Raw genomic sequence first — 18,628 nt, forward strand, 5'->3', positions numbered from 1 at the left:
TTCGCAAGGGGAAGGCATGCTCGCGTGGAAAGCTATGTCCGGGGGTTGTGCGCACACGATGGGAATACAGCATATAGAACTGTGCAGAAACTGGTACTATGACGTTGCAGGTGAAATATGCGGTATGCTTGTGTGTGATGTGTATGGCAGTGTTCCGTGTCGGAAATGGCATGGAACATAAATTCAAGTACTACACCGATAACAACGGGCTCTCTTCGAATACCATCCAGTGCCTTTACCAGGATGAAAAAGGCTATATTTGGGTCGGCACGGCCGACGGACTGGATCGTTTCAACTCTTACGATTTCACCAACTACCGTTCGGACCATCGCCGGACGTATACCCTCGAAAACAATTGCGTTTACAGTCTCTGCGCCGAAGGTTTCCCGAACGGCGACCGTATCTGGGTCGGCACCAGCGACGGCGTTTATATTTTCGATTCGAAAGACGAATCGTTCGTCAATCTGCCCATTCTGTCCGACGGAGAAGTGCGCCACAACCTGCTGGTCTACTCGCTGGCGGCCGACGTGGCCGGCAACATGTGGATTGGGACGCTCGGCGACGGACTGTATCGCTACAACATCAAGTCCGGCACTTTCGAGCATTACACCGCCGCACGATATCCCGAGGCTTTTTCGTCGGATGTCATCGTTAAGGTGTTGCTCGACCATGACAGCAATATTTGGGTGGCCTCGGACGGCGGGTCGCTATTGAGCCGCTATAATCCTGAGAACAACCGTTTCTCGACGTTCCGGGTCGAAGATACGCTAACGCGCGAGCCCATTTCGCGCATCAGTACGATGTGCCAGGATTCGTTCGGCGACATCTGGATTGCCGGCTATGCCTGCGAGCTCTATAAGTTCGAACTTTCGCGACTGACGTTTTCCTGCAACAAGCCCGACGACGGCGAATCGTACGGTCGCGTACGTAGCATGATCGAATACTCTCCGGGGGTGATGATGCTCGGAACGGATCACGGACTGGTAAACTTCAATGCGAAGTACCGCAGTTTCGAGCAGGTCGATAACGGCATCACCAATCGCAATGGACGGCTTAACGACAAATTTATCCATTCGATTCTCAAAGACCGTGACGGCGGTATCTGGATAGGTACCTATTTCGGGGGCATCAACTACCTTTCGCCGTTGAGTTCGCTTTTCACGCTCATCGAGACGGGCGAAGGGTGCGGCCGAATCATCAGCAAGTTCTGCGAGGGGCCTGGCGGGAACATCTGGATCGGCAGCGACGACGGGGGCTTAAGCTTCTATAATCCCCGCACGGGGGATTACAGACATGTGGTGATCGATGAGCGCAATCCTGCACTCAATATCCATGCGCTGACTGTCGATGGTTACTGGCTGTGGGTCGGCACCTACGGCAATGGCCTCTACCGCGTTGATCTGCGCAACCGGCAGGTGCGGCATTTCAACCGGCACGGCACGGGGCTCGACAATCTCGATGTCTATTCGGTCTACCGCGATTCGCGGGGACAGCTGTGGATCGGTACCAAGATGGGCATTTGTCGATATGACGATGCCACGGAAACCGTTTCGTGCGCTGTCAGCCTGGGGCATAACAGCGACGTGGTGGACATTTGCGAGGATACGCAGGGACATCTGTGGTTCGCATCGTTGGGCAAAGGGTTGATTCGTTACGGTTTCGATGAGGATGAATTCACCCATTTCTCGCATGACTCCCGCTACGGGCTCTCTGATTTTGTGAGCTGCCTTGCCGTCGAGGACGGTGTGCTGTGGATCGGAACGCACGGCACCGGGCTCTGCCGCTACGATATTGCGGCGGATACGCTCACCCGGGAATTCGATGCATTGCCGTACGGCAATTGCGCTGTGTTCCAGATTATCCGGAATGGCAGCGAACTGTGGCTGACGACCAATCGGGGACTGCTGAAATACAACCGCGGGAACGGTCAAGATTCGATTTACAAGTTCACCTCCGACGACGGTCTTCAAGCGAATATCTTCAACGCCAATTCGGGCATCAAATCCTCCACCGGACATATCTATATCGGATGCAACAACGGTATCAACCGTTTCTATCCCTATGATTTCACACGACGTGAAAACTCCGCCAAGCTCAATATCGTCTTTCCTGACTTCAAGCTTTTCAACCGCAGCGTGCCCGTTGATGGCAGCCTGCTCACTCATACGATCGACTGTCAGCGGGCAATCCGCCTGCGGGGCCGGAAGATCTCGTTCAGTCTCGATTTCATCGCGCTCAATTTTTCTTCGCCTCTACGGACGGTTTACCGTTATCGGCTCGAAAATTTCGACGACAAATGGATTACCACAGGGCAGGACGAGAGTGCCGGCATGCAACATGTATCCTATACGAACCTGCCACCGAACAAATACCGCTTTGTCGTAAGTGCCTCGATCGGCGGCGAACAGTTCGGAGAGGAAGCCGTGGTTGAGATTACGGTGCTGCCTCCCTGGTGGATGACGCGCGTGATGATGGCCGTTTACGGTATGCTGTTCGTCGCCTCGGCTGTTGGGGGCGGTTTGCTTTTGCGGCGGCGTGTCGGACGGGCGCACCGCGAGCAGATTGCCTCGATTACCCGCAAGAACAAACTCGACTTGCTGGAGGCCAAGGTCAGCCTCTTTACCGAGGTGGCCAACGAGATACTCACCCCCGTTGCCTTGATTGCCGCCCCCGTCGAGGAAATTGCCAAGCGTGCCGATGTCTACGGGGAACTACGCGAGGATGTCGATATCGTCCGCAAGAACTGCGAACGACTGCGTGTGCTGGTGAACCAGATATTGAGTCTCAAAAATTCCGAGGCCGGTGAAAATGCCCTTCCCCTCGTAGAAACGGTCGATGCACGCGAACTGCTTGCCGCGTCGGTGGACGCGGTGCGCGATACTGCCGCGCGCAGGGACGTTAAGATAAACCTCTCGCTGCCCGGGGAGCCTGTGACGGTGCGGGTTTACTGCGACTGTTTTTCGAAAATCGCGGGCCATGTCCTCAACAATGCCTGTCAGTTCGCTGAGAGCCGAATCGACGTTACGCTCGATGCTCCCGGCGGGGAGCTTTCCGACGACGTGTTCCGGGTGCGTATCCGCGACGACGGTGCCGGAATCAGCCGCGAGGAGCAATCCCGGATTTTCGATCTGTTCTATACCTCGGATGCAGACTCTGTCGGTGGCCGCGGCCTGGGATTGGGGCTCGCCGTAGCGAAGCACCTCGCTGCACGCATGGGAGCCCGCCTCGGAGTGGAGAGTGTTGTGGGCGAGTGGACCGAATTCTCGCTGACCGTTCCGCTGAATTCCGTTGCGGAGTCGGATACGGCGGACGGGGAGGTGTCTGCCGCACCCCGGCCTGACGCCGTTGTGCCGTCCGGTATGCAGAAACGCCTGCCTAACATCCTGCTGGTCGAGGACAACGCTGATTTCGCAGACTTTTTCGTGCGTCACCTTGCGGAATGCTATACGATTCACTGCGTGGCTGACGGGCAGCAGGCGCTCGACATGCTCCGCCGCCGGAATATGTCGGCGGTGGTAAGCGATGTGGCGCTGAAGGGAATGGACGGCATCGCGCTGTGCACGGCCGTGCGCAATGACCGGATGTTGGATCACCTGCCTGTCATCCTGGTGTCGGTCGATGCTTCGTCCGCGACGAAGGTCCGGGCATTGCAGGCAGGTGCCGACGCCTGCCTCGAAAAACCGTTCTCGGTCGATTTCCTCGACTCGCAGATACGTACGCTTGTGGAGATGCGCCGCCGACTGCGGCTGAAATTTTCGAAAATGCCCTATTCCCTCTTCGACGAGGAGGAGCAGATGTCTGGAGGCGACCGTTTTATGGTGCAGGTCAACCAGTATGTCATGGATAATATTTCCAATTCGAGCCTGTCGGTCGAGGACATCGCTGCGGCCGTCGGCGTGAGCCGTACGCTTTTCTTTTCGCGCATTAAGTCTCTGACGGGCACCACGCCCAACGAATTTTTGCGTTCTACGCGGTTGAAAGCGGCCGCCGAGCTCCTTTCGAAACCCAATAATCTGCGCGTGACGGAAATCTGCTATATGGTGGGATTTACTTCGACCTCCTATTTCGCCAAGTGCTTCCATGCCCAGTTCGGAATGCTGCCCAACGAGTTTCTCGATAGATTCCGCCGCGAATGATCCGGCCGGGGCTGCGGGGACGATTTGAAGCAATGCCGTGCGGGGTTTCGCTCCGCAGGGTTTCATGTCGTCGGCCTCGGCTGCCGCAGCATGCCCTCGCGGCCGATTGTCGCCCGTTCTTCTGTTTATAACTCTGTTGCACATTTGGGGAAGTTGCTATGGAAATTGTCCGATTTGAAAAATCGGGACATTTTCATTAGATTTGCAATTGATACATAGAGTTGTTTCCCGATCATTGTCTGCCGTATTTTGAATATCCGTGTTGCAGATGCCTGAAACGATCTCGCCTGACATCAAAAAGTGTGAACGAACCGATGCGCCGAAAACTCGCTTTTCCGATTGCCGTATTCGCTGCGACCGTTGTGATGATGGCCGTGCAGAAGCCCGTGTTCATGGCCTATTACGCCGTGGAGGCGGCCGGAGCGGGCATCCGCGGATGGATCGACGTGCTGTGGCATGGACTGACGCTCGACATGACCGTCGCGGGCTATGTCACCGCGCTGCCGATCCTCGTGACATTGCTTTCACTGTGGCTCCGCCTGCCCGAAAAGGTGTGGCGGGGTGTGCTGACGACCTGGTTCGTGCTGGTCGCCGTGACGACGGCCGTGATCTTCGCCGTCGATGTCGCGTTGTACGAGCATTGGGGGTTTCGCATTGATTCGACGGTCCTGATCTACCTCGCCGATCCCGAGGAGGCGATGGCGAGCGTCGATTTCTGGCTCGGGGTGCGGCAGACGTTGCTGGCGGCGGCTTATGCCGCGGGGATGATCTGGGTTTACCGCCGCATCCTCGGCGTTTTCGACGGCCGGACGGTCGGTTGGCGGGTCGCTTCGCTGGGCAGCCTCGCCGTCGTGATGCTCGCCGGATTCGATTTTCTGGCCATCCGCGGCGGCACGGGGGCTTCGGTGGCCAATGTCTCGAAGGTCTATTTCAGTCCGACGCAGTTTCTGAACCACGCTGCCACGAACCCCGTCTTTTCGTTCCTCGCCAGTCTGGGCGACCGGGTCGATTACGCCGACGAATACCCTTTCTTCGACGAAGCGGTGCGTGCTGCGAAGTTCGACGCTCTGCGGGGCAACGGTCCGGCGGCAGGACCCACGGAACCGGTGCTGAACACCGCGCGCCCTAACGTCGTGATCGTCATTTTGGAGAGTTTCGCCCGCACGGTCATGGACGCCGAGGTCGGCGGGGAGCCCGTGATGCCCTATATGCAGCGGCTGAAGGGCGAGGGCATCTGGTTCGAGAATTTCTTCGCCAACTCGTTCCGCACCGACCGCGGCGAGGTGGCGATCCTGAGCGGATTCCCGGCTCAGACACGCATGTCGATCATGAAACTCCCGGCCAAGAGCCGCAACCTGCCTTCGATAGCCCGTTCGCTGGCGGGCGAAGGCTATGCCACGAGCTTCGCCTACGGCGGCGACCTCAATTTCACGAATCAGTCCTCTTACATGTACGCTACCGGATGGCAGGAGTTGATCTGGCAGAAGGATCTGCGCTTCGACGCCCCTGCGGCCGACTGGGGTTATGACGACGCGCTGATGTGCGACTGGTTCGCCGACCGGGTGATCGCGCTGAGCGACGCCGGGAAACCTTTCCTCGCGGGGTTGCTGACGCTGAGCAGCCATACGCCTTTCGACGTTCCCTATTCGAAATTCGACGACAAGGTGCTGAATGCTATGGCCTTTTCCGACGAGTGCGTCGGAAAGATGATCGACCGCCTGAAAGCCTCTTCCGCGTGGAAAGACCTGCTCGTGGTGCTGGTCGCCGACCACGGCTACCCCTATCCGCGGACGCTGACCTACAACGAGCCGCTGCGCCACCGGATTCCGATGATCTGGACGGGCGGTGCCGTCGCCCGCCCGCGCGTCGTGGAGGATTACGCCGCGCAGATCGACATCGCGGCGACGCTGCTGGCCCAGCTGGGCGTCGCGCACGACGATTTCGATTACAGTAAGGACATCTTCGCACCGACCCCCCCCCGCAAGTTCGCCTACTACACCTTCAACGACGGTTTCGGCGTCGTGGACGCTTCGGGCGAGGCGGTGTGGGACGCTACGGCCGGCCGGGCGGTGACGGCTACGAACCCCGAGCTGCTCGATGTCGGCCGCACGATGTTGCAGACGACCTATACGGATATCGGCCGCCGCTGAAAATACCGCATTTTAGGTATTGCGGTACGGACCTTGCCCGAATATCTTTGTGCACAGAAAATAATACCTATATTTATGTATAAAAATGGTGGATATACGGGCGATGACAGGATGTGCGATCTGGTGTGCGACCGTTACGCCGTGTTGCAGGTGATGAGCCGCTTCGGCATCGCGCTGGGGTTCGGCGACAAGACGATCGCCGAGGTGTGCGCCGAGAACAAGGTCGATACGGCGACGTTCCTCGCCGTGGTCAATATGCTGATGAATTTCGGCAACGGCGCCGAACTGGCCGGCGAGGTTTCGGTGCGTTCGCTGACCGACTACCTGCACAATTCGCACAGCTATTTCCTCGATTTCCGCCTTCCGGCCATCCGCCGCAAGCTGATCGAAGCGGTCGATTGCGCCCAGAGCGACGTATCGTTCGCCATCATGCGCTTTTTCGACGAATATGCCGCCGAGGTCCAGCGCCACATGTCCTACGAGGAGCAGACCGTCTTTCCCTATGTCGAGTCGCTGCTCGCGGGCGAGAAGAGCACGGCCTATTCGATGGATATTTTCCGCCGCCAGCATGACCAGGTTGACATCAAGCTGCGCGAGTTGAAGAACATCATCATCAAATACTACCCTTCGGGCAGTACGAACGAGCTGAACGGCGTGTTGTTCGACATCTTCAACTGCGAGCACGAACTGGCTTCGCACAACGCCGTCGAGGACGAGATTTTCATTCCGGCCGTCGAACGGCTGGCGGCGACGGGGCCCCGCGTCGTGAAGCCCGAGCCGCTGAGCGCCCGCGAGAAGGAGATCATCGTCTGCGTGGTGAAGGGCATGACCAACAAGCAGATCGCCGACGCCCTCTGCATTTCGGCCCACACCGTCATCACCCACCGCCGGAACATCGCCGCCAAGTTGCAGATACACTCCGCGGCGGGGCTTACGATCTATGCCATCGTCAATAAACTGGTCGAACTCTCCGAGATCAAGGACACCATAACCGACTCGCTGTCATGACACACGAACACCATCACCACGATCATACGGTCACCTCGCTCAACAAGGCTTTCATCTGGGGCATCGGCCTCAATGTGGGCTTCGTCGTCGTCGAATTCGCCGTCGGCCTCTGCTACGGTTCGATGGGACTGTTGTCCGACGCCGGACACAACCTTTCCGACGTGGCCAGCCTGCTGCTGGCCATGCTGGCGTTCCGGCTGGCCCAGGCCCGGGCCACGCCCAAATACACCTACGGTTACAAGAAGAGCACGGTGCTGATCTCGCTGCTCAATTCCGTGATTCTGCTGATCGCCGTCGGCGTCATCGTCGCCGAGAGTATCGGCCGCATGCTGCATCCCGAGCCGGTCGTGGGCGGCGCCATCGCCTGGACCGCAGGCGTCGGCGTGGCGATCAACGGCTTCACGGCGTGGCTCTTTATGAAAGACAAGGACCGCGACCTGAACGTCAAGGGCGCCTACCTTCACATGGCCGCCGACGCGCTGGTGTCGGTCGGGGTGCTGGTTTCGGGCCTCGTGATTTCGTGGACCGGCTGGACCGTCGTCGATCCGATCGTGGGTCTCGCCGTCGCCGGGGTGATCGTGGCTTCGGTCTGGTCGCTGACCCGCGACAGCCTGCGTCTTTCGCTCGACGGAGTTCCCGGCGGTATCGACATCGCCGAGATCGAACGGAAGATGGAGGCCGTTCCGGGTGTCAGGGCGGTTCACCACATCCACGTCTGGGCCATCAGTACGACTGAGAACGCTCTTACGGCCCATGTCGTGCTCGACAGCCTTTCCCGGATGGAGGAGGTGAAACACGCCTTGAAGGAGCTGTTGGGCCGTTCGGAAATCCCTCATGCGACGCTCGAATTCGAGTCCGTCACGGAACGATGTTGCGATTTGCACGACTGAATTGTATAGTTGGACGAAATTGTTTGATCGAAAGACTGAATTCCGGCCTTAAACATTGGGGTCGGAGTTGGTTTTTTCAGAAAAGCGTGCAATCTTTGTCCCCGGAAGAATGAATTCGAAGAAGAGTAGAAGTGACGCAACTTTCATGAAGGGGGATGGCCGGCTGTAAAGCCGGTCGTCCGCTTAAGAAGCGGATTTCAGAGGCGGCGGTAGGGCGGGTGTTTTAGAACCGCTTCTGCGCTTCGACCGTTTTCCCGTTTTTTATTGCCCGCCTGCTTAGACGCGGAACTCAGGGCACCGGGTCGTAGCCGCTTCCGCCCCACGGATGGCATCTGGACAGGCGGCGCACGGTGAGCCACAGTCCCTTCAGGGGGCCGTATTTGCGCAGCGCTTCGAGGGCATATTGCGAGCAGGTGGGGGTGAAGCGGCACGACGGGGGCGTGAGGGGCGAGATGCAGAGTTGGTAGAACCGCACCAGCACGATCAGCGGAAAGGCGCACACCCGCTTAAAGATGCTCCACGACCGATTCCAGAATCCTGCGGACGGCATTTGCGACGGTTTTATACGGCAGCACCTCTTTCGACGAGTAAATCAGCGCCAGGTCGAGGTTGACCGGTGCGCCGTTGTGTACGATCTGTTTCTGCAAGCGGTAAGCCTCTTTCGTGCGGCGGCGCAGGAGGTTGCGTTTGTTGGCCCGTTTGTGGAATTTCTTGGGGACGGAGAACAGCACTTCGACCGACTGTTCGGTGTCGGGCTCTGCGAACCACACGTAGCGGAACGGGAAGATGAAACCGCTCTCGCCGCTCTCGAACATGCGGCGCACGGCTCCGAGCGAACGGAGCCTTTCGGTGCGGGGCAGTGAGTTTGCGGACATGGCGTCGGGGAGCTTTCAGCCCCTTATTTGCGGGTTTCTGCGGCGGGACGGCGCGTGCGGCTCTTCTTGGCCAGCTTGTTTTGCTGGTTGCGGATGAACTCCTCCTTGCGGGCGTCGGTCACCAGTTCGACGGGGGCCGGTTCTTCGCCTTTCTGCACTTTTTGCAGGAAGATGTCGATGGCCTTGACCATCGAGGGGGCTTCCGGCGTCGGGGCGTTGGCCAGCACGGTGATTCCGGCACCGATGGCGGCCCGCAGCGTGCTTTCGCCGAATACCGCGATGGCCGGCAAGTTGTCGGTGCCGAATTTCTCGACGAGGGTCTTGATGTCCGACGGCGAATAGAGCGCCAGCAGGCCGTAGTCGTCCAGCTTCACGTCGTCCAGGTCTCCGGCGACGGTGCGGGCCAGGATGACCGGGCTGACCGACAGCTTGAGTTTGGCGAGCGTTTCGGGAAGCTCCGGACGGTGGGGTTCGCTCAGCGCCAGCAGGAGTTTTTCCTCCTTGTGCTTGATGATCAGTTCGACGAGCGAGGTGAACGACCCGTCGGCGAACGATATTTTGCGTTTGCGGTAGACGATGTATTTTTGCAGATAGAGCGCCACGGCCTCCGTCTGGCAGATGTATTTCATGGTTTCGGGCACGGTGATGCGCGCCTCTTCGCAGATGTGGAAGAAACTGTCTACCGTCGTGCGCGATGTGAAGATGACGGCGGTGTGCGAGAGTATTTCGACCCGTTGGGCGCGGAACTCCTTCAGGGAGACGCCGACGACGCGGATGAAGGGCTTGTAGGCTATCTCCACGTGGTATTTCTGGGACAATTCGTAGAACGGGGATTTTTCGATAACTGCGGGCCTCGGCTGCGAAACCAGTACACTCTTTACTTTCAACGTTGCGAATAATTTAGGTTTGTTGTTGCAGGGTCATCTCACCGTGAGCAGCCACAAAAGGCTGATTGGTAAGATTTCCACCATGCAAAGGTACAAAAACCAATGCAAAATCGAAATTTTTTTGGCAATAAACAGATTTAGTGTCTCCCGGAGGTATAGACCGGCCGTAACGGCCAATTCGATGATAATGATGCAGAACCAGACGTTTCCGGTGCCCCGGGGGCAGAGTGCGAATAGCAGCAGCGCGGGCGAGGTGACGATCACGCCCAGGGAGAAATAGGTGCGTTTCAGCAGTACGAGTTGCGAGATGAAGGGCTGCGAGAGCGTGACGGCTCCCGTCAGACGGACCACGGTCATCTGGTAGAGGACCACGCCGTAGCAGGCCGCCGTCGCCAGCAGGCTCAGGGCCAGCACGGCGCCGTGCGACAGGGTTTCCAGCTGGCTCGGCATCAGCGAATCGCCGTATTTGACCGCCATGACCCCCATGAAGAGCATGCCGATGGTCGTTGCGATGTTCAGGAACCGCGAAAAGCCGCTGCCGCCCGGTTCTTCCGAGAGCCGTTGTCCGGTGGCCGTGTCGCGCGAGATGCGGTCGAGCAGCGTGCGCACGTCGCCCAGATTGCGGTAGAGCAGCATGGCGTAGATCGCGGCGAGCAGCAGGACGAAACTTTGGAAAGCGGCGTTTTCGGTGAGTGAGGCCGGAGGTGCGGTTTGCATCTGCGGCGGTTGGACCGTGACCGAAGCCTCTCCGAAAAGGGCCGCCGCCGTGGTGTCGCGCCAGACGGAGGGCGTCTCCGTTTCCGCCGTGCGGAAATCCGCAAAGAACAGCGTGTCGGCCGGCGCCAGTCCGATCGAGTCCGCAGCCAGTCCGATCGAATCTGCTGCCAGCCTGATCGAGTCCGCCGCCGGCGCGGGAATGCTGTCCGCGATTCCTGCGAATGCCGTGCTGTCCGGTGCACTTGCCGTCGGGGCTGCCGCAGGTACGGTTGTCACGCTATGTGCCAGCGAGTCGATCATCAGGCGTAGATGCGTTTGAGGGTGATGCGGATGGTGGTTCCCTTGCCGATCTCGGAGTCGATGACCGCGATCCGGCCTTGGTGATACTCTTCGACGATGCGGCGCGAGAGCGACAGCCCGAGGCCCCAGCCGCGGGTCTTGGTCGTGAATCCCGGTTCGAAGATGCGTTTCCAGTTGCTCTTGGGGATTCCTTTGCCGGTGTCTTTGACGTCGATGATGACGTGCTGGTCGTCCGAGGAGATCCTTACGTCGATGGCCCCGTGTCCTTGCAGGGCGTCGAGCGAGTTCTTCATCAGGTTTTCCACGACCCATTCGAACAGCGCGGCGTTGATGTTGGCCTGTACCGGGGCGATGGCCAGCCCGTTGTAGTCGAGGGTGACGTTGCGGGGAATGCGTTTGCGGAAATACATGACCGATTCACCCACCACTTCGTTGATGTTGGCGGGGGTGAGGGGCGTTTCGGACCCGATCTTCGAGAAGCGGTCAACGATCTTCATCAGGTGCGTGAGGTCCTTGTTCATCTCCTCCACGGCCGTCTGGTCGATGTTCTGCGAACGCAGGTATTCGATCCACCCGAGCAGCGACGAGGTGGGCGTGCCCAGCTGGTGGGCGGTCTCCTTGGCCAGTCCGATCCACACGCGGTTCTGCTCGTCGTGCTTCGACGAGCGGAAGGCGATGAACCCCAGCGCGATGAAGGCCGTGATGACGAGCAGCTGCACGTAGGGGAAATAGTAGAGCGATTTGAGCAGCGCCGACTGGCCGTAGAAAATGATGTGGTAGTGTTGCGACGACCAGAGGAAGTTCACCGGGATCGGAGTGTTCTCCTGGGTGAACTTGTCGATCTGCTTCCTCAGTCGGTCGGGATGGTCGATGATCTTGTCCGGAACGAGGTGCGAGTTGATGACTTCGAGGTTCTCGTTGGTGATGATGAACGGAATGTTGTTGCCGTTGGACATGATGTCCGTCACGAGCGGGTCCTGAATGGTGCCGCCCAGCACATCGCGGCTCACGCGCTCGATGGCGTGGGGCCACAGGGCCACGTCGTGCTGCTCCTTCCATTTGAGCCGCTGGGCCATGTTGTTGGTGTAGAGCAGCGACACGGCGCCGAGCGTCACCCCGACGACGATCACCACCAAACGGTTGCGGAACGAGAAGTATTTCGTGCTGAGCTTCATGGCGCGGGGTTATTTGCGCTGGGTGTCCTGCTCGCGGGTGATGCGGGCGTACTCTTCGGGATTTTCCAGCACCCCGATCGCCTGCTTCACCTCCTTGTCCCCGGGCAGCGAGTGTTCGATCACACCCGCCTGATAGCCGTAGCGCATCACGATGTCGTTGTTGATCGCCTCGACGACCTGCTTGCGGTAGGTTTCGAGATTGGTCTGCGTGTCGTCCTTCAGCTCGGCCTCCACCTGTTCGAACTTGTTCTTGAGTTCGGCGAAACGGTCGTCTTCGGCGGCTTTTTTCAGCACTTTGAGCGCCCGGCGGGTGTCCGATTCATAGGGCACCTTTTTCCCTTTCATAAACTCCGCGAAGTCGGCGTAGTCCCGGTCCGTGATCGAGAAGGTGCGCACGTCGATCTCCCGGCCCGGGTTGCGGCGCATGTATTCGTCGCCGAAATCCTCGATGAATCCCAGCGTGTAGAGCGTCATGGCGAAGCGCGAGATGTACTCCGGATCGGTGCGGATGTCGGGCATCACGCCGCCGCCGTCATAGACCTTGCGGCCCGCCTTGGTCGAGAACTCCGAGATGAGCGAGTCGGGGATCACGCGCACCGAACCCTCCTGCGAGTGGGAGTAGTCGATGGCCTGGATGCAGCGGCCCGAGGGGATGTAGTATTTTGCCGTCGTGAGTTTCAGCATGGTGTTGTAGCCCAGCGGGCGGGTCGCCTGCACGAGCCCCTTGCCGAAACTGCGCTGGCCGATCAGCACCGCGCGGTCGAGGTCTTGCAGGGCTCCGGCTACGATTTCGGCCGCCGAGGCCGAATTGCCGTTGACGAGCACGGCCAGCGGCAGGTCGGGGAGTATGGGTTCCGAGTCGGTGCGGAACGTCTGTTTCGAATCCTCCGAACGCCCTTTGGTGCTCAGCACCTCCGTGCCCTTGGGGACGAACATTCCCAGAATCTTGACCGCCTCCTGCATGATGCCGCCGCCGTTCGAGCGGTAGTCGAGAATGAGCCCTTTCAGGTCGCCTTCCCGGCGCAGCCGTTCGACGGCCGCACGCATCTCCTCGTAGCACCCTTCTGTGAAATCGCTGTGGCGGATGTAGCCGATCCCGTCGGCGGCCCATCCGACGTAGGGCACGCCCGGGATGGCGATGCGTTCGCGGCGGATCGTCGCCGTCTGCTGCGTGCCGTCGAGGTGTTCGACGGTCACCCGGACCTTGCTCCCCGGTTCGCCTTTGAGGCGCGTGGAAACTTGTTCGGTGGTGAATCCCTTGGCGTCCTTGCCGTCGATCGAGAGGATCTTGTCGCCGATTTTCAGCCCGGCCTTGTCCGCCGGCGAACCCTCATAAGGCTGGGCGATGCGCACGTAGTCCTCCTTCTGGCGGATGAGCGACCCGATGCCGCCGTACTTGCCCGTGGTGAGCAGTTCGAAATCCTGCATCCCCTCTTCGGGAATGTACTCCGTGTAGGGGTCCAGGTCGTTGACCATGCCTGCGGCGGCCCCCTCCATCAGCTTGTCGGGGTCTACCGGATCGACGTAGTTGAGCGACAGCTCGCGCATCATGTTGACGGTGATCTCCATGTTGCGTCCCAGCCCGAAGTCGTTGCGGGCGGCGAAGGTCAGGGCTCCTGCGGCGGCGACAGCCGCGGCCGCGATGAGCGGGTAACGGTATTTTCTAATCATTGCGCGTCATGTGTATGTACGAATCGAGGCGGTATTGCACCCGGGCGACGCCGCGGCGGATGCCGTCGAGCACGATCCATTGTCCGTACTGTGAAACTCTTATTTCGTCTTCGCCCAGCAGCATGAGTTTTTGCAGGAGGGTGTCGGCACGGAAGACCATCACCCCGTCCTCCTCGCTGCGGAGCGAGAATCCCGACGAGCGGAATGCGTTGACGATCTGTTCGCGGTTCTCCTCCACGTCGCCCTCGACCTTGCGTTCGACGAACCCGAATCGGGGATAGAGGGCCGCCAGCACCACGATCGCCGTGAAGAGCATCAGGTAGCGGTCGGTGTGGAACATGGCGTAGAGCGTGTCGTCGAGCGACAGCGCCGAGGTGCCGGTCATCAGCATCAGCCCCATCAGGACTATACAGAGAACGCACAGGGCGCAGAAATATTTTAGCGAGCGGACGAAGTATTTCATAGCGGAAATTTTTAATTTTTCATTTTTCATTGAAGTTGCCGATAGCATCGGCAACCTCCTGCATCAGCCATTTGGGGGTCGATGTGGCGCCGCAGATGCCCACCGAGCTTGCGCCGTCGAACCATCGGGGTTCGATTTCGCTCGCCTCCTCGACGACGTACGTCCGCGGATTGGCCCGCCGGCACACCTCCGAGAGCACCTTGCCGTTCGACGACTTGCGGCCGCAGACGAAGACCACGGCGTCGAAGCGTCCCGAGAACTCTGCGAGGTGCTGTTCGCGGTTCGATACCTGCCGGCAGATCGTGTCGTCGATGCAGACCTTGTCCGGATCGGCGGCCCGGCGGCGCATCTCGGCCCCGAGCTCCTCGAACAGCGCGATGCTCTGCGTGGTCTGCGAAAGGAAATAGACGGGGCGCACGAAGTCGATCAGCGACAGGTCCTCCGCCCTTTCGATCACGATCGTCGGTTCCGCCACCTGTCCCGTGAGCCCCACCACTTCGGCGTGGCCCCGCTTGCCGAGGATCACGACCTGACCGCCCGCCGGACGCATCCGTTCGTGGGCCTCCTTCACGCGTCGCTGGAGACGGGCGACCACCGGGCAGGTGGCGTCGATCACCTCGATACCCAGTTCCCGGGCCGCGGCGTATGTCGTGGGGGGCTCTCCGTGGGCGCGGATGAAGAGCCGGCAGCCCGCCAGCTGCGGCATGTCGGCGTGGGTGACGGTCCTCAGCCCCAGCCGTTCGAGACGCTGGACTTCGATGCGGTTGTGAACGATGTCGCCGAGCGAATAGACCGTGGCGCCCCCTCCGAGGGCTTGTTCGGCCTTCGTGATTGCGCGGACAACGCCGAAGCAGAAGCCCGATTTATCGTCGATCTCAACACGCATAGCTGCGTAATTAAGAATTAAAAATTGATTGTGCGCCGACCCGGATAAACAGCAGTCTGTGCGGGAACTGATTTTTAATTCTTAATTTTTCATTTTTAATTGGAATTCATTCATAAACCACGCCATCTGTTCATCGACGGTCATGTGGCTGTTGTCCAGCACAATGGCATCGTCGGCCTGGCGCAGCGGCGAGACGGCCCGGCTCATGTCGGCCTTGTCGCGTTCGCGGATGTTGCGTTCGACCTCCTCCATCGTCACCGTCATTCCCTTGCCCGTCAGCTCCTTGTAGCGGCGGTCGGCGCGCACAGCGGGGTCCGCCGTCATGAACAGTTTCAGTTCGGCGTCGGGGAAGACCACCGTGCCGATGTCGCGGCCGTCCATCACCACGCCGCGGCGGCGTCCCATCTCCTGTTGCATGGCCACCAGCTTGCGGCGCACCTCGGGGATGGCGCTCACGCGGCTCACGCAGTTCGAGACCTCGATGGTGCGGATCTTGCCCTCGGCCAGGTCGCCGTTGACGTAGATGTCGCTGGCGCCGCGTTCGGGATTGAAGCGGAAAGTGATCGTGATCTGGTCGAGCAGCTTCACGACGGCCTCTTCGTCAACGATGCCCGAGCGGATTGCCCCGTGTTCGAGGGCGTAGAGCGTCACGGCGCGGTACATGGCGCCGGTGTCGATGAAGATGTAGCCCAGGCGGGCCGCGATGGCTTTGGCGAAGGTGCTCTTGCCGCACGACGAGAATCCGTCTACGGCGATGACGATCTTATGTTTAGTGTCCGACATTGGGGAAAATATCAAAGAAAGTAGACAGTATGGTGTAAATTCCTAATATGCCGATGATAAGGCCCGCGACGTGGTTGATCGTGAGCATGTGCCGCGGGCGGAACCGGCGGCGGAACAGGTTGATGACGAATGCCAGCAGGGTCCACCACGCCGCGGCGCCGCCGAAGAACCCGGCGATGACGAACAGCGAGCGCATGAATCCCCCGAAGGTGTGGTCGGCCATTTCGCCGCCCGAGATTTTGAAGACGGCGAAGAAGGCCAGGATATAGGGGATCACCATGATGAAGTTGGCGATCGTGAGTCCGAAGATCGAGACGAAATCCTGCCACAGCGAGGTTTTGCCGGCTCGGTTGCGGCGTATCTGCGGCACGGGGTTCTGGGCGAAGATGAAGACCCCGACGATCACGACGAAAATGCCGCCGATGACCCTCAGCAGCGTGTCGTACTGCTCGATCCGGGCTTGGAGCATCGAGTAGAAGAACAGCGCGGCCATGGCCATGAACGTATCGGCGCAGGCGACGCCGATTCCCGAGACGATTCCCGAACGGCGGCTTTTCGACAGGGTCCGCTGGATGCAGAGCACCGCCACGGGACCTACCGTGATGGAAGCGGCCACACCTACGCAGATGCCGCGGAACAGGGTTTCGACGATTTCCAGTGCCATTTTTCCGGTTCGTAGTTTTTTTAGACGACAAAGATACGAATAAGCCGAGAGAAAAAAGCAAGCTCGCTTGCATTTTTTCCGAGGCGGAGTATCTTCGGTGCAGCCAAAGTTACGAATAAGCGAGGGCAAAAGCAAGTTTGCTTGCATTTTGCCGAGCGGGAGTGTCTTCGGCGAAGCCAAAGTACGAATAAGCGAGGGCTTTTCCGGGCGGGAGTATCCGAAAGGGATTCGGAAAGCCTGTCGGCGGGGGCTCCGGCGAGCCCGGAAGTCGGATATGTTGATAAAATATCGAAAACTTTGGCTCCGTGCTTGCATATTCTCCCCTGAAAGTGAATATTTTTGCACAAACACCCCGCAGCTTATGGCAGAGATGAAACAATTCGGCATCGACCTCGAACTGGACGACGCTGTGGCCCAGGGTCATTATTCCAACCTGGCGATCATATCGCACTCTACTTCGGAATTCATCATCGACTTTGCGACGGTCCTTCCCGGCGTGCAGAAAGCGCGCGTCAAAAGCCGCATCATCCTTACTCCGGAGCACGCCAAACGCCTGCTGCGTTCGTTGCAGGAGAATATCGTGCGCTACGAGAGCAACGTGGGCAAGATCGAGATCCCGACCCCTTCGCCCACGCCCGAGGCGGGGCCCAAGATGGGGCAGGCATAGAAAGAAAAAGTCCGGAGCGCGGCCGCTCCGGACTTTTTCTTTTCGTTCCGCGCTCCGTTACAGCGCTTCGCCGACGACGTAGGTGCTGCCGCCGATGAAGATCATGTCGCCCTCCGACGCCAGTTCCCGGGCGCGGGCTACCGCGGCCGTCACCTCCTCCACCGCTTCGCCGTGCAGACCGTAGATCGCGGCTTTCGCCGTCAGCTCCGCGGCCGGGAGCGAACGCTCCGAATGCGCCTGGGTGAAGATATAGTGGGCTTCGTGCGGCAGCAGGGGCAGAATGTGCGCCAGGTCCTTGTCGCGCACGAATCCGATCACGCAGTAGAGTTCCTTGTGGGGCGTCGCCCGGATCTGTTCGGCCACGTAGGCGATGCCGTGGGCATTGTGCCCCGTGTCGCAGACCGTGAGGGGAGCCTCTGCAAGCGTCTGCCAGCGGCCCATCAGCGCCGTGTTGGCCGCCGCGCAGCACATTCCTTCGAGATAGGCGCGGCGGGAGATCGTCAGCGGCGTTTCTTCGTGCAGGAAGTCGATCGCCGCCGAAGCCGTCACGATATTGCGGCATTGGTAGCTGCCTTGCAGATCGAGCAGCACGTCGAAATCCCGGTTGTCGCGCGTGCGGCGCAGGTGGAAGAACTGGCGGTTGCCTTCGGGACGGCTCTCTTCGCAGACGAATTCCCGTTCGGCGTAGATCACACGCGATTTGTTGGCCGCGGCGGCCTGTTCGATCACCTCGTTGTAGCGGACATCCGCTTCGCCGACGATCACCGGAATGCTCTTTTTGATGATCCCCGCCTTCTCTGCGGCGATCTTCTGGAGCGTGTCGCCCAGCAGGGCCGTGTGTTCCAGCCCGATGTTGGTGATGACGCTCAGGATCGGCACGATGATGTTCGTGGCGTCGAGCCGTCCCCCGAGCCCCGTCTCGATCACGGCCACCTCGACATCGCTCTGCGCGAAGTAGTCGAAGGCCATGGCGGCGGTCATTTCGAAGAACGACAGCTCCGATTCGACCATCTTGTCGTGGTGCTTGTCCACGAAGTTCACCACCTTCTGCTTGGGGATCATTTCGCCGTCAACGCGGATGCGTTCGCGGAAGTCCTGCAAGTGGGGCGAGGTGAAGAGCCCCGTGCGGTATCCCGCCTGCTGGAGCACCGAGGCGATGATGTGGGCTACGGAGCCTTTGCCGTTGGTGCCGGCCACGTGGATCGTGAAGAAGTTCCGCTGGGGGTTGCCCAGGTGGCGGCAGAATGCGGCGATACGCTCCAATCCCGGTTTGTAGGCCATTGCGCCGCTGGTTTCGAACGCGGGCAGCGACTGAAAGAGGAATTCGAGGGTTTGGGTGTAGTTCATGACATCGGG

At 59.7% G+C, this 18,628-nt stretch carries 16 protein-coding genes; 5 read left to right on the forward strand and 11 right to left on the reverse strand.

From position 1 onward, the window contains the following. Positions 1–170 precede the first annotated feature (170 nt). The 4 genes from NQ519_RS07650 (at position 171) to NQ519_RS07665 (ending at position 8,184) form a co-directional block, all read left to right on the forward strand. A complete protein-coding gene (locus NQ519_RS07650; RefSeq protein ID WP_227901150.1) occupies positions 171–4,136 on the forward strand; it encodes a hybrid sensor histidine kinase/response regulator transcription factor in 3,966 nt (1,321 codons plus the stop codon). A 314-nt stretch (positions 4,137–4,450) separates the two neighbouring features. After that, a complete protein-coding gene (locus NQ519_RS07655) occupies positions 4,451–6,286 on the forward strand; it encodes an LTA synthase family protein (protein WP_026076729.1) in 1,836 nt (611 codons plus the stop codon). A 75-nt stretch (positions 6,287–6,361) separates the two neighbouring features. Further along, the gene (locus tag NQ519_RS07660) at positions 6,362–7,294 is read left to right on the forward strand and encodes a helix-turn-helix transcriptional regulator (protein ID WP_026076728.1); all 933 of its coding nucleotides are present in this window, start codon (positions 6,362–6,364) and stop codon (positions 7,292–7,294) included. Then, on the forward strand, positions 7,291–8,184 hold the full coding sequence (locus NQ519_RS07665) for a cation diffusion facilitator family transporter (RefSeq protein ID WP_019151749.1): 894 nt from the start codon (positions 7,291–7,293) through the stop codon (positions 8,182–8,184). Before NQ519_RS07660 ends, NQ519_RS07665 begins: the two co-directional genes overlap by 4 nt. A 289-nt stretch (positions 8,185–8,473) precedes the next feature. Here the strand turns inward: NQ519_RS07665 and yidD are convergent, their stop codons facing one another. The 10 genes from yidD to NQ519_RS07715 all read right to left on the reverse strand — a co-directional run bounded on the left by yidD (position 8,474) and on the right by NQ519_RS07715 (position 16,605). Beyond that, positions 8,474–8,734, reverse strand: a complete 261-nt coding sequence (gene yidD, locus NQ519_RS07670) for a membrane protein insertion efficiency factor YidD (RefSeq protein ID WP_044118777.1) — start codon at positions 8,732–8,734, stop codon at positions 8,474–8,476. Further along, the gene (locus NQ519_RS07675) at positions 8,691–8,999 is read right to left on the reverse strand and encodes a ribonuclease P protein component (protein WP_019151747.1); all 309 of its coding nucleotides are present in this window, start codon (positions 8,997–8,999) and stop codon (positions 8,691–8,693) included. Before NQ519_RS07675 ends, yidD begins: the two co-directional genes overlap by 44 nt. 83 nt (positions 9,000–9,082) lie before the next feature. After that, positions 9,083–9,877: a uroporphyrinogen-III synthase gene (locus NQ519_RS07680; protein WP_019151746.1), complete on the reverse strand. Its 795-nt coding sequence runs from the start codon at positions 9,875–9,877 to the stop codon at positions 9,083–9,085. Between the two features lie 102 nt (positions 9,878–9,979). Beyond that, complete coding sequence (locus NQ519_RS07685; protein WP_019151745.1) at positions 9,980–10,963, reverse strand: DUF4271 domain-containing protein; 984 nt, start codon at positions 10,961–10,963, stop codon at positions 9,980–9,982. Continuing rightward, the gene (locus tag NQ519_RS07690; RefSeq protein ID WP_227901149.1) at positions 10,963–12,138 is read right to left on the reverse strand and encodes a sensor histidine kinase; all 1,176 of its coding nucleotides are present in this window, start codon (positions 12,136–12,138) and stop codon (positions 10,963–10,965) included. The genes NQ519_RS07685 and NQ519_RS07690 overlap by 1 nt, the downstream gene beginning before the upstream one ends. A 9-nt stretch (positions 12,139–12,147) precedes the next feature. Further along, positions 12,148–13,809 (reverse strand): S41 family peptidase, encoded by a 1,662-nt coding sequence (locus tag NQ519_RS07695; protein WP_019151743.1) that lies wholly within the window; start codon positions 13,807–13,809, stop codon positions 12,148–12,150. After that, entirely contained in the window at positions 13,802–14,272 is a 471-nt protein-coding gene (locus NQ519_RS07700) for a hypothetical protein (RefSeq protein ID WP_019151742.1), read from the reverse strand. Before NQ519_RS07700 ends, NQ519_RS07695 begins: the two co-directional genes overlap by 8 nt. A gap of 19 nt (positions 14,273–14,291) precedes the next feature. Continuing rightward, positions 14,292–15,158: a 4-hydroxy-3-methylbut-2-enyl diphosphate reductase gene (locus tag NQ519_RS07705; protein WP_019151741.1), complete on the reverse strand. Its 867-nt coding sequence runs from the start codon at positions 15,156–15,158 to the stop codon at positions 14,292–14,294. Positions 15,159–15,239: 81 nt separating this feature from the next. Then, entirely contained in the window at positions 15,240–15,941 is a 702-nt protein-coding gene (cmk, locus tag NQ519_RS07710; RefSeq protein ID WP_019151740.1) for a (d)CMP kinase, read from the reverse strand. Further along, complete coding sequence (locus tag NQ519_RS07715) at positions 15,928–16,605, reverse strand: LysE family translocator (RefSeq protein WP_019151739.1); 678 nt, start codon at positions 16,603–16,605, stop codon at positions 15,928–15,930. The genes cmk and NQ519_RS07715 overlap by 14 nt, the downstream gene beginning before the upstream one ends. 361 nt (positions 16,606–16,966) lie before the next feature. Here NQ519_RS07715 and NQ519_RS07720 point away from each other — a divergent pair, with 361 nt between their 5' ends. Beyond that, positions 16,967–17,272, forward strand: a complete 306-nt coding sequence (locus tag NQ519_RS07720; protein WP_019151738.1) for a DUF3467 domain-containing protein — start codon at positions 16,967–16,969, stop codon at positions 17,270–17,272. Positions 17,273–17,329: 57 nt separating this feature from the next. Here NQ519_RS07720 and NQ519_RS07725 read toward each other — a convergent pair whose 3' ends face one another. Further along, positions 17,330–18,619: a bifunctional folylpolyglutamate synthase/dihydrofolate synthase gene (locus tag NQ519_RS07725; protein ID WP_019151737.1), complete on the reverse strand. Its 1,290-nt coding sequence runs from the start codon at positions 18,617–18,619 to the stop codon at positions 17,330–17,332. Between the last annotated feature and the right edge of the window lie 9 nt (positions 18,620–18,628).

The sequence above is a fragment of the Alistipes senegalensis JC50 genome, assembly GCF_025145645.1.
Classification (GTDB): domain Bacteria; phylum Bacteroidota; class Bacteroidia; order Bacteroidales; family Rikenellaceae; genus Alistipes; species Alistipes senegalensis.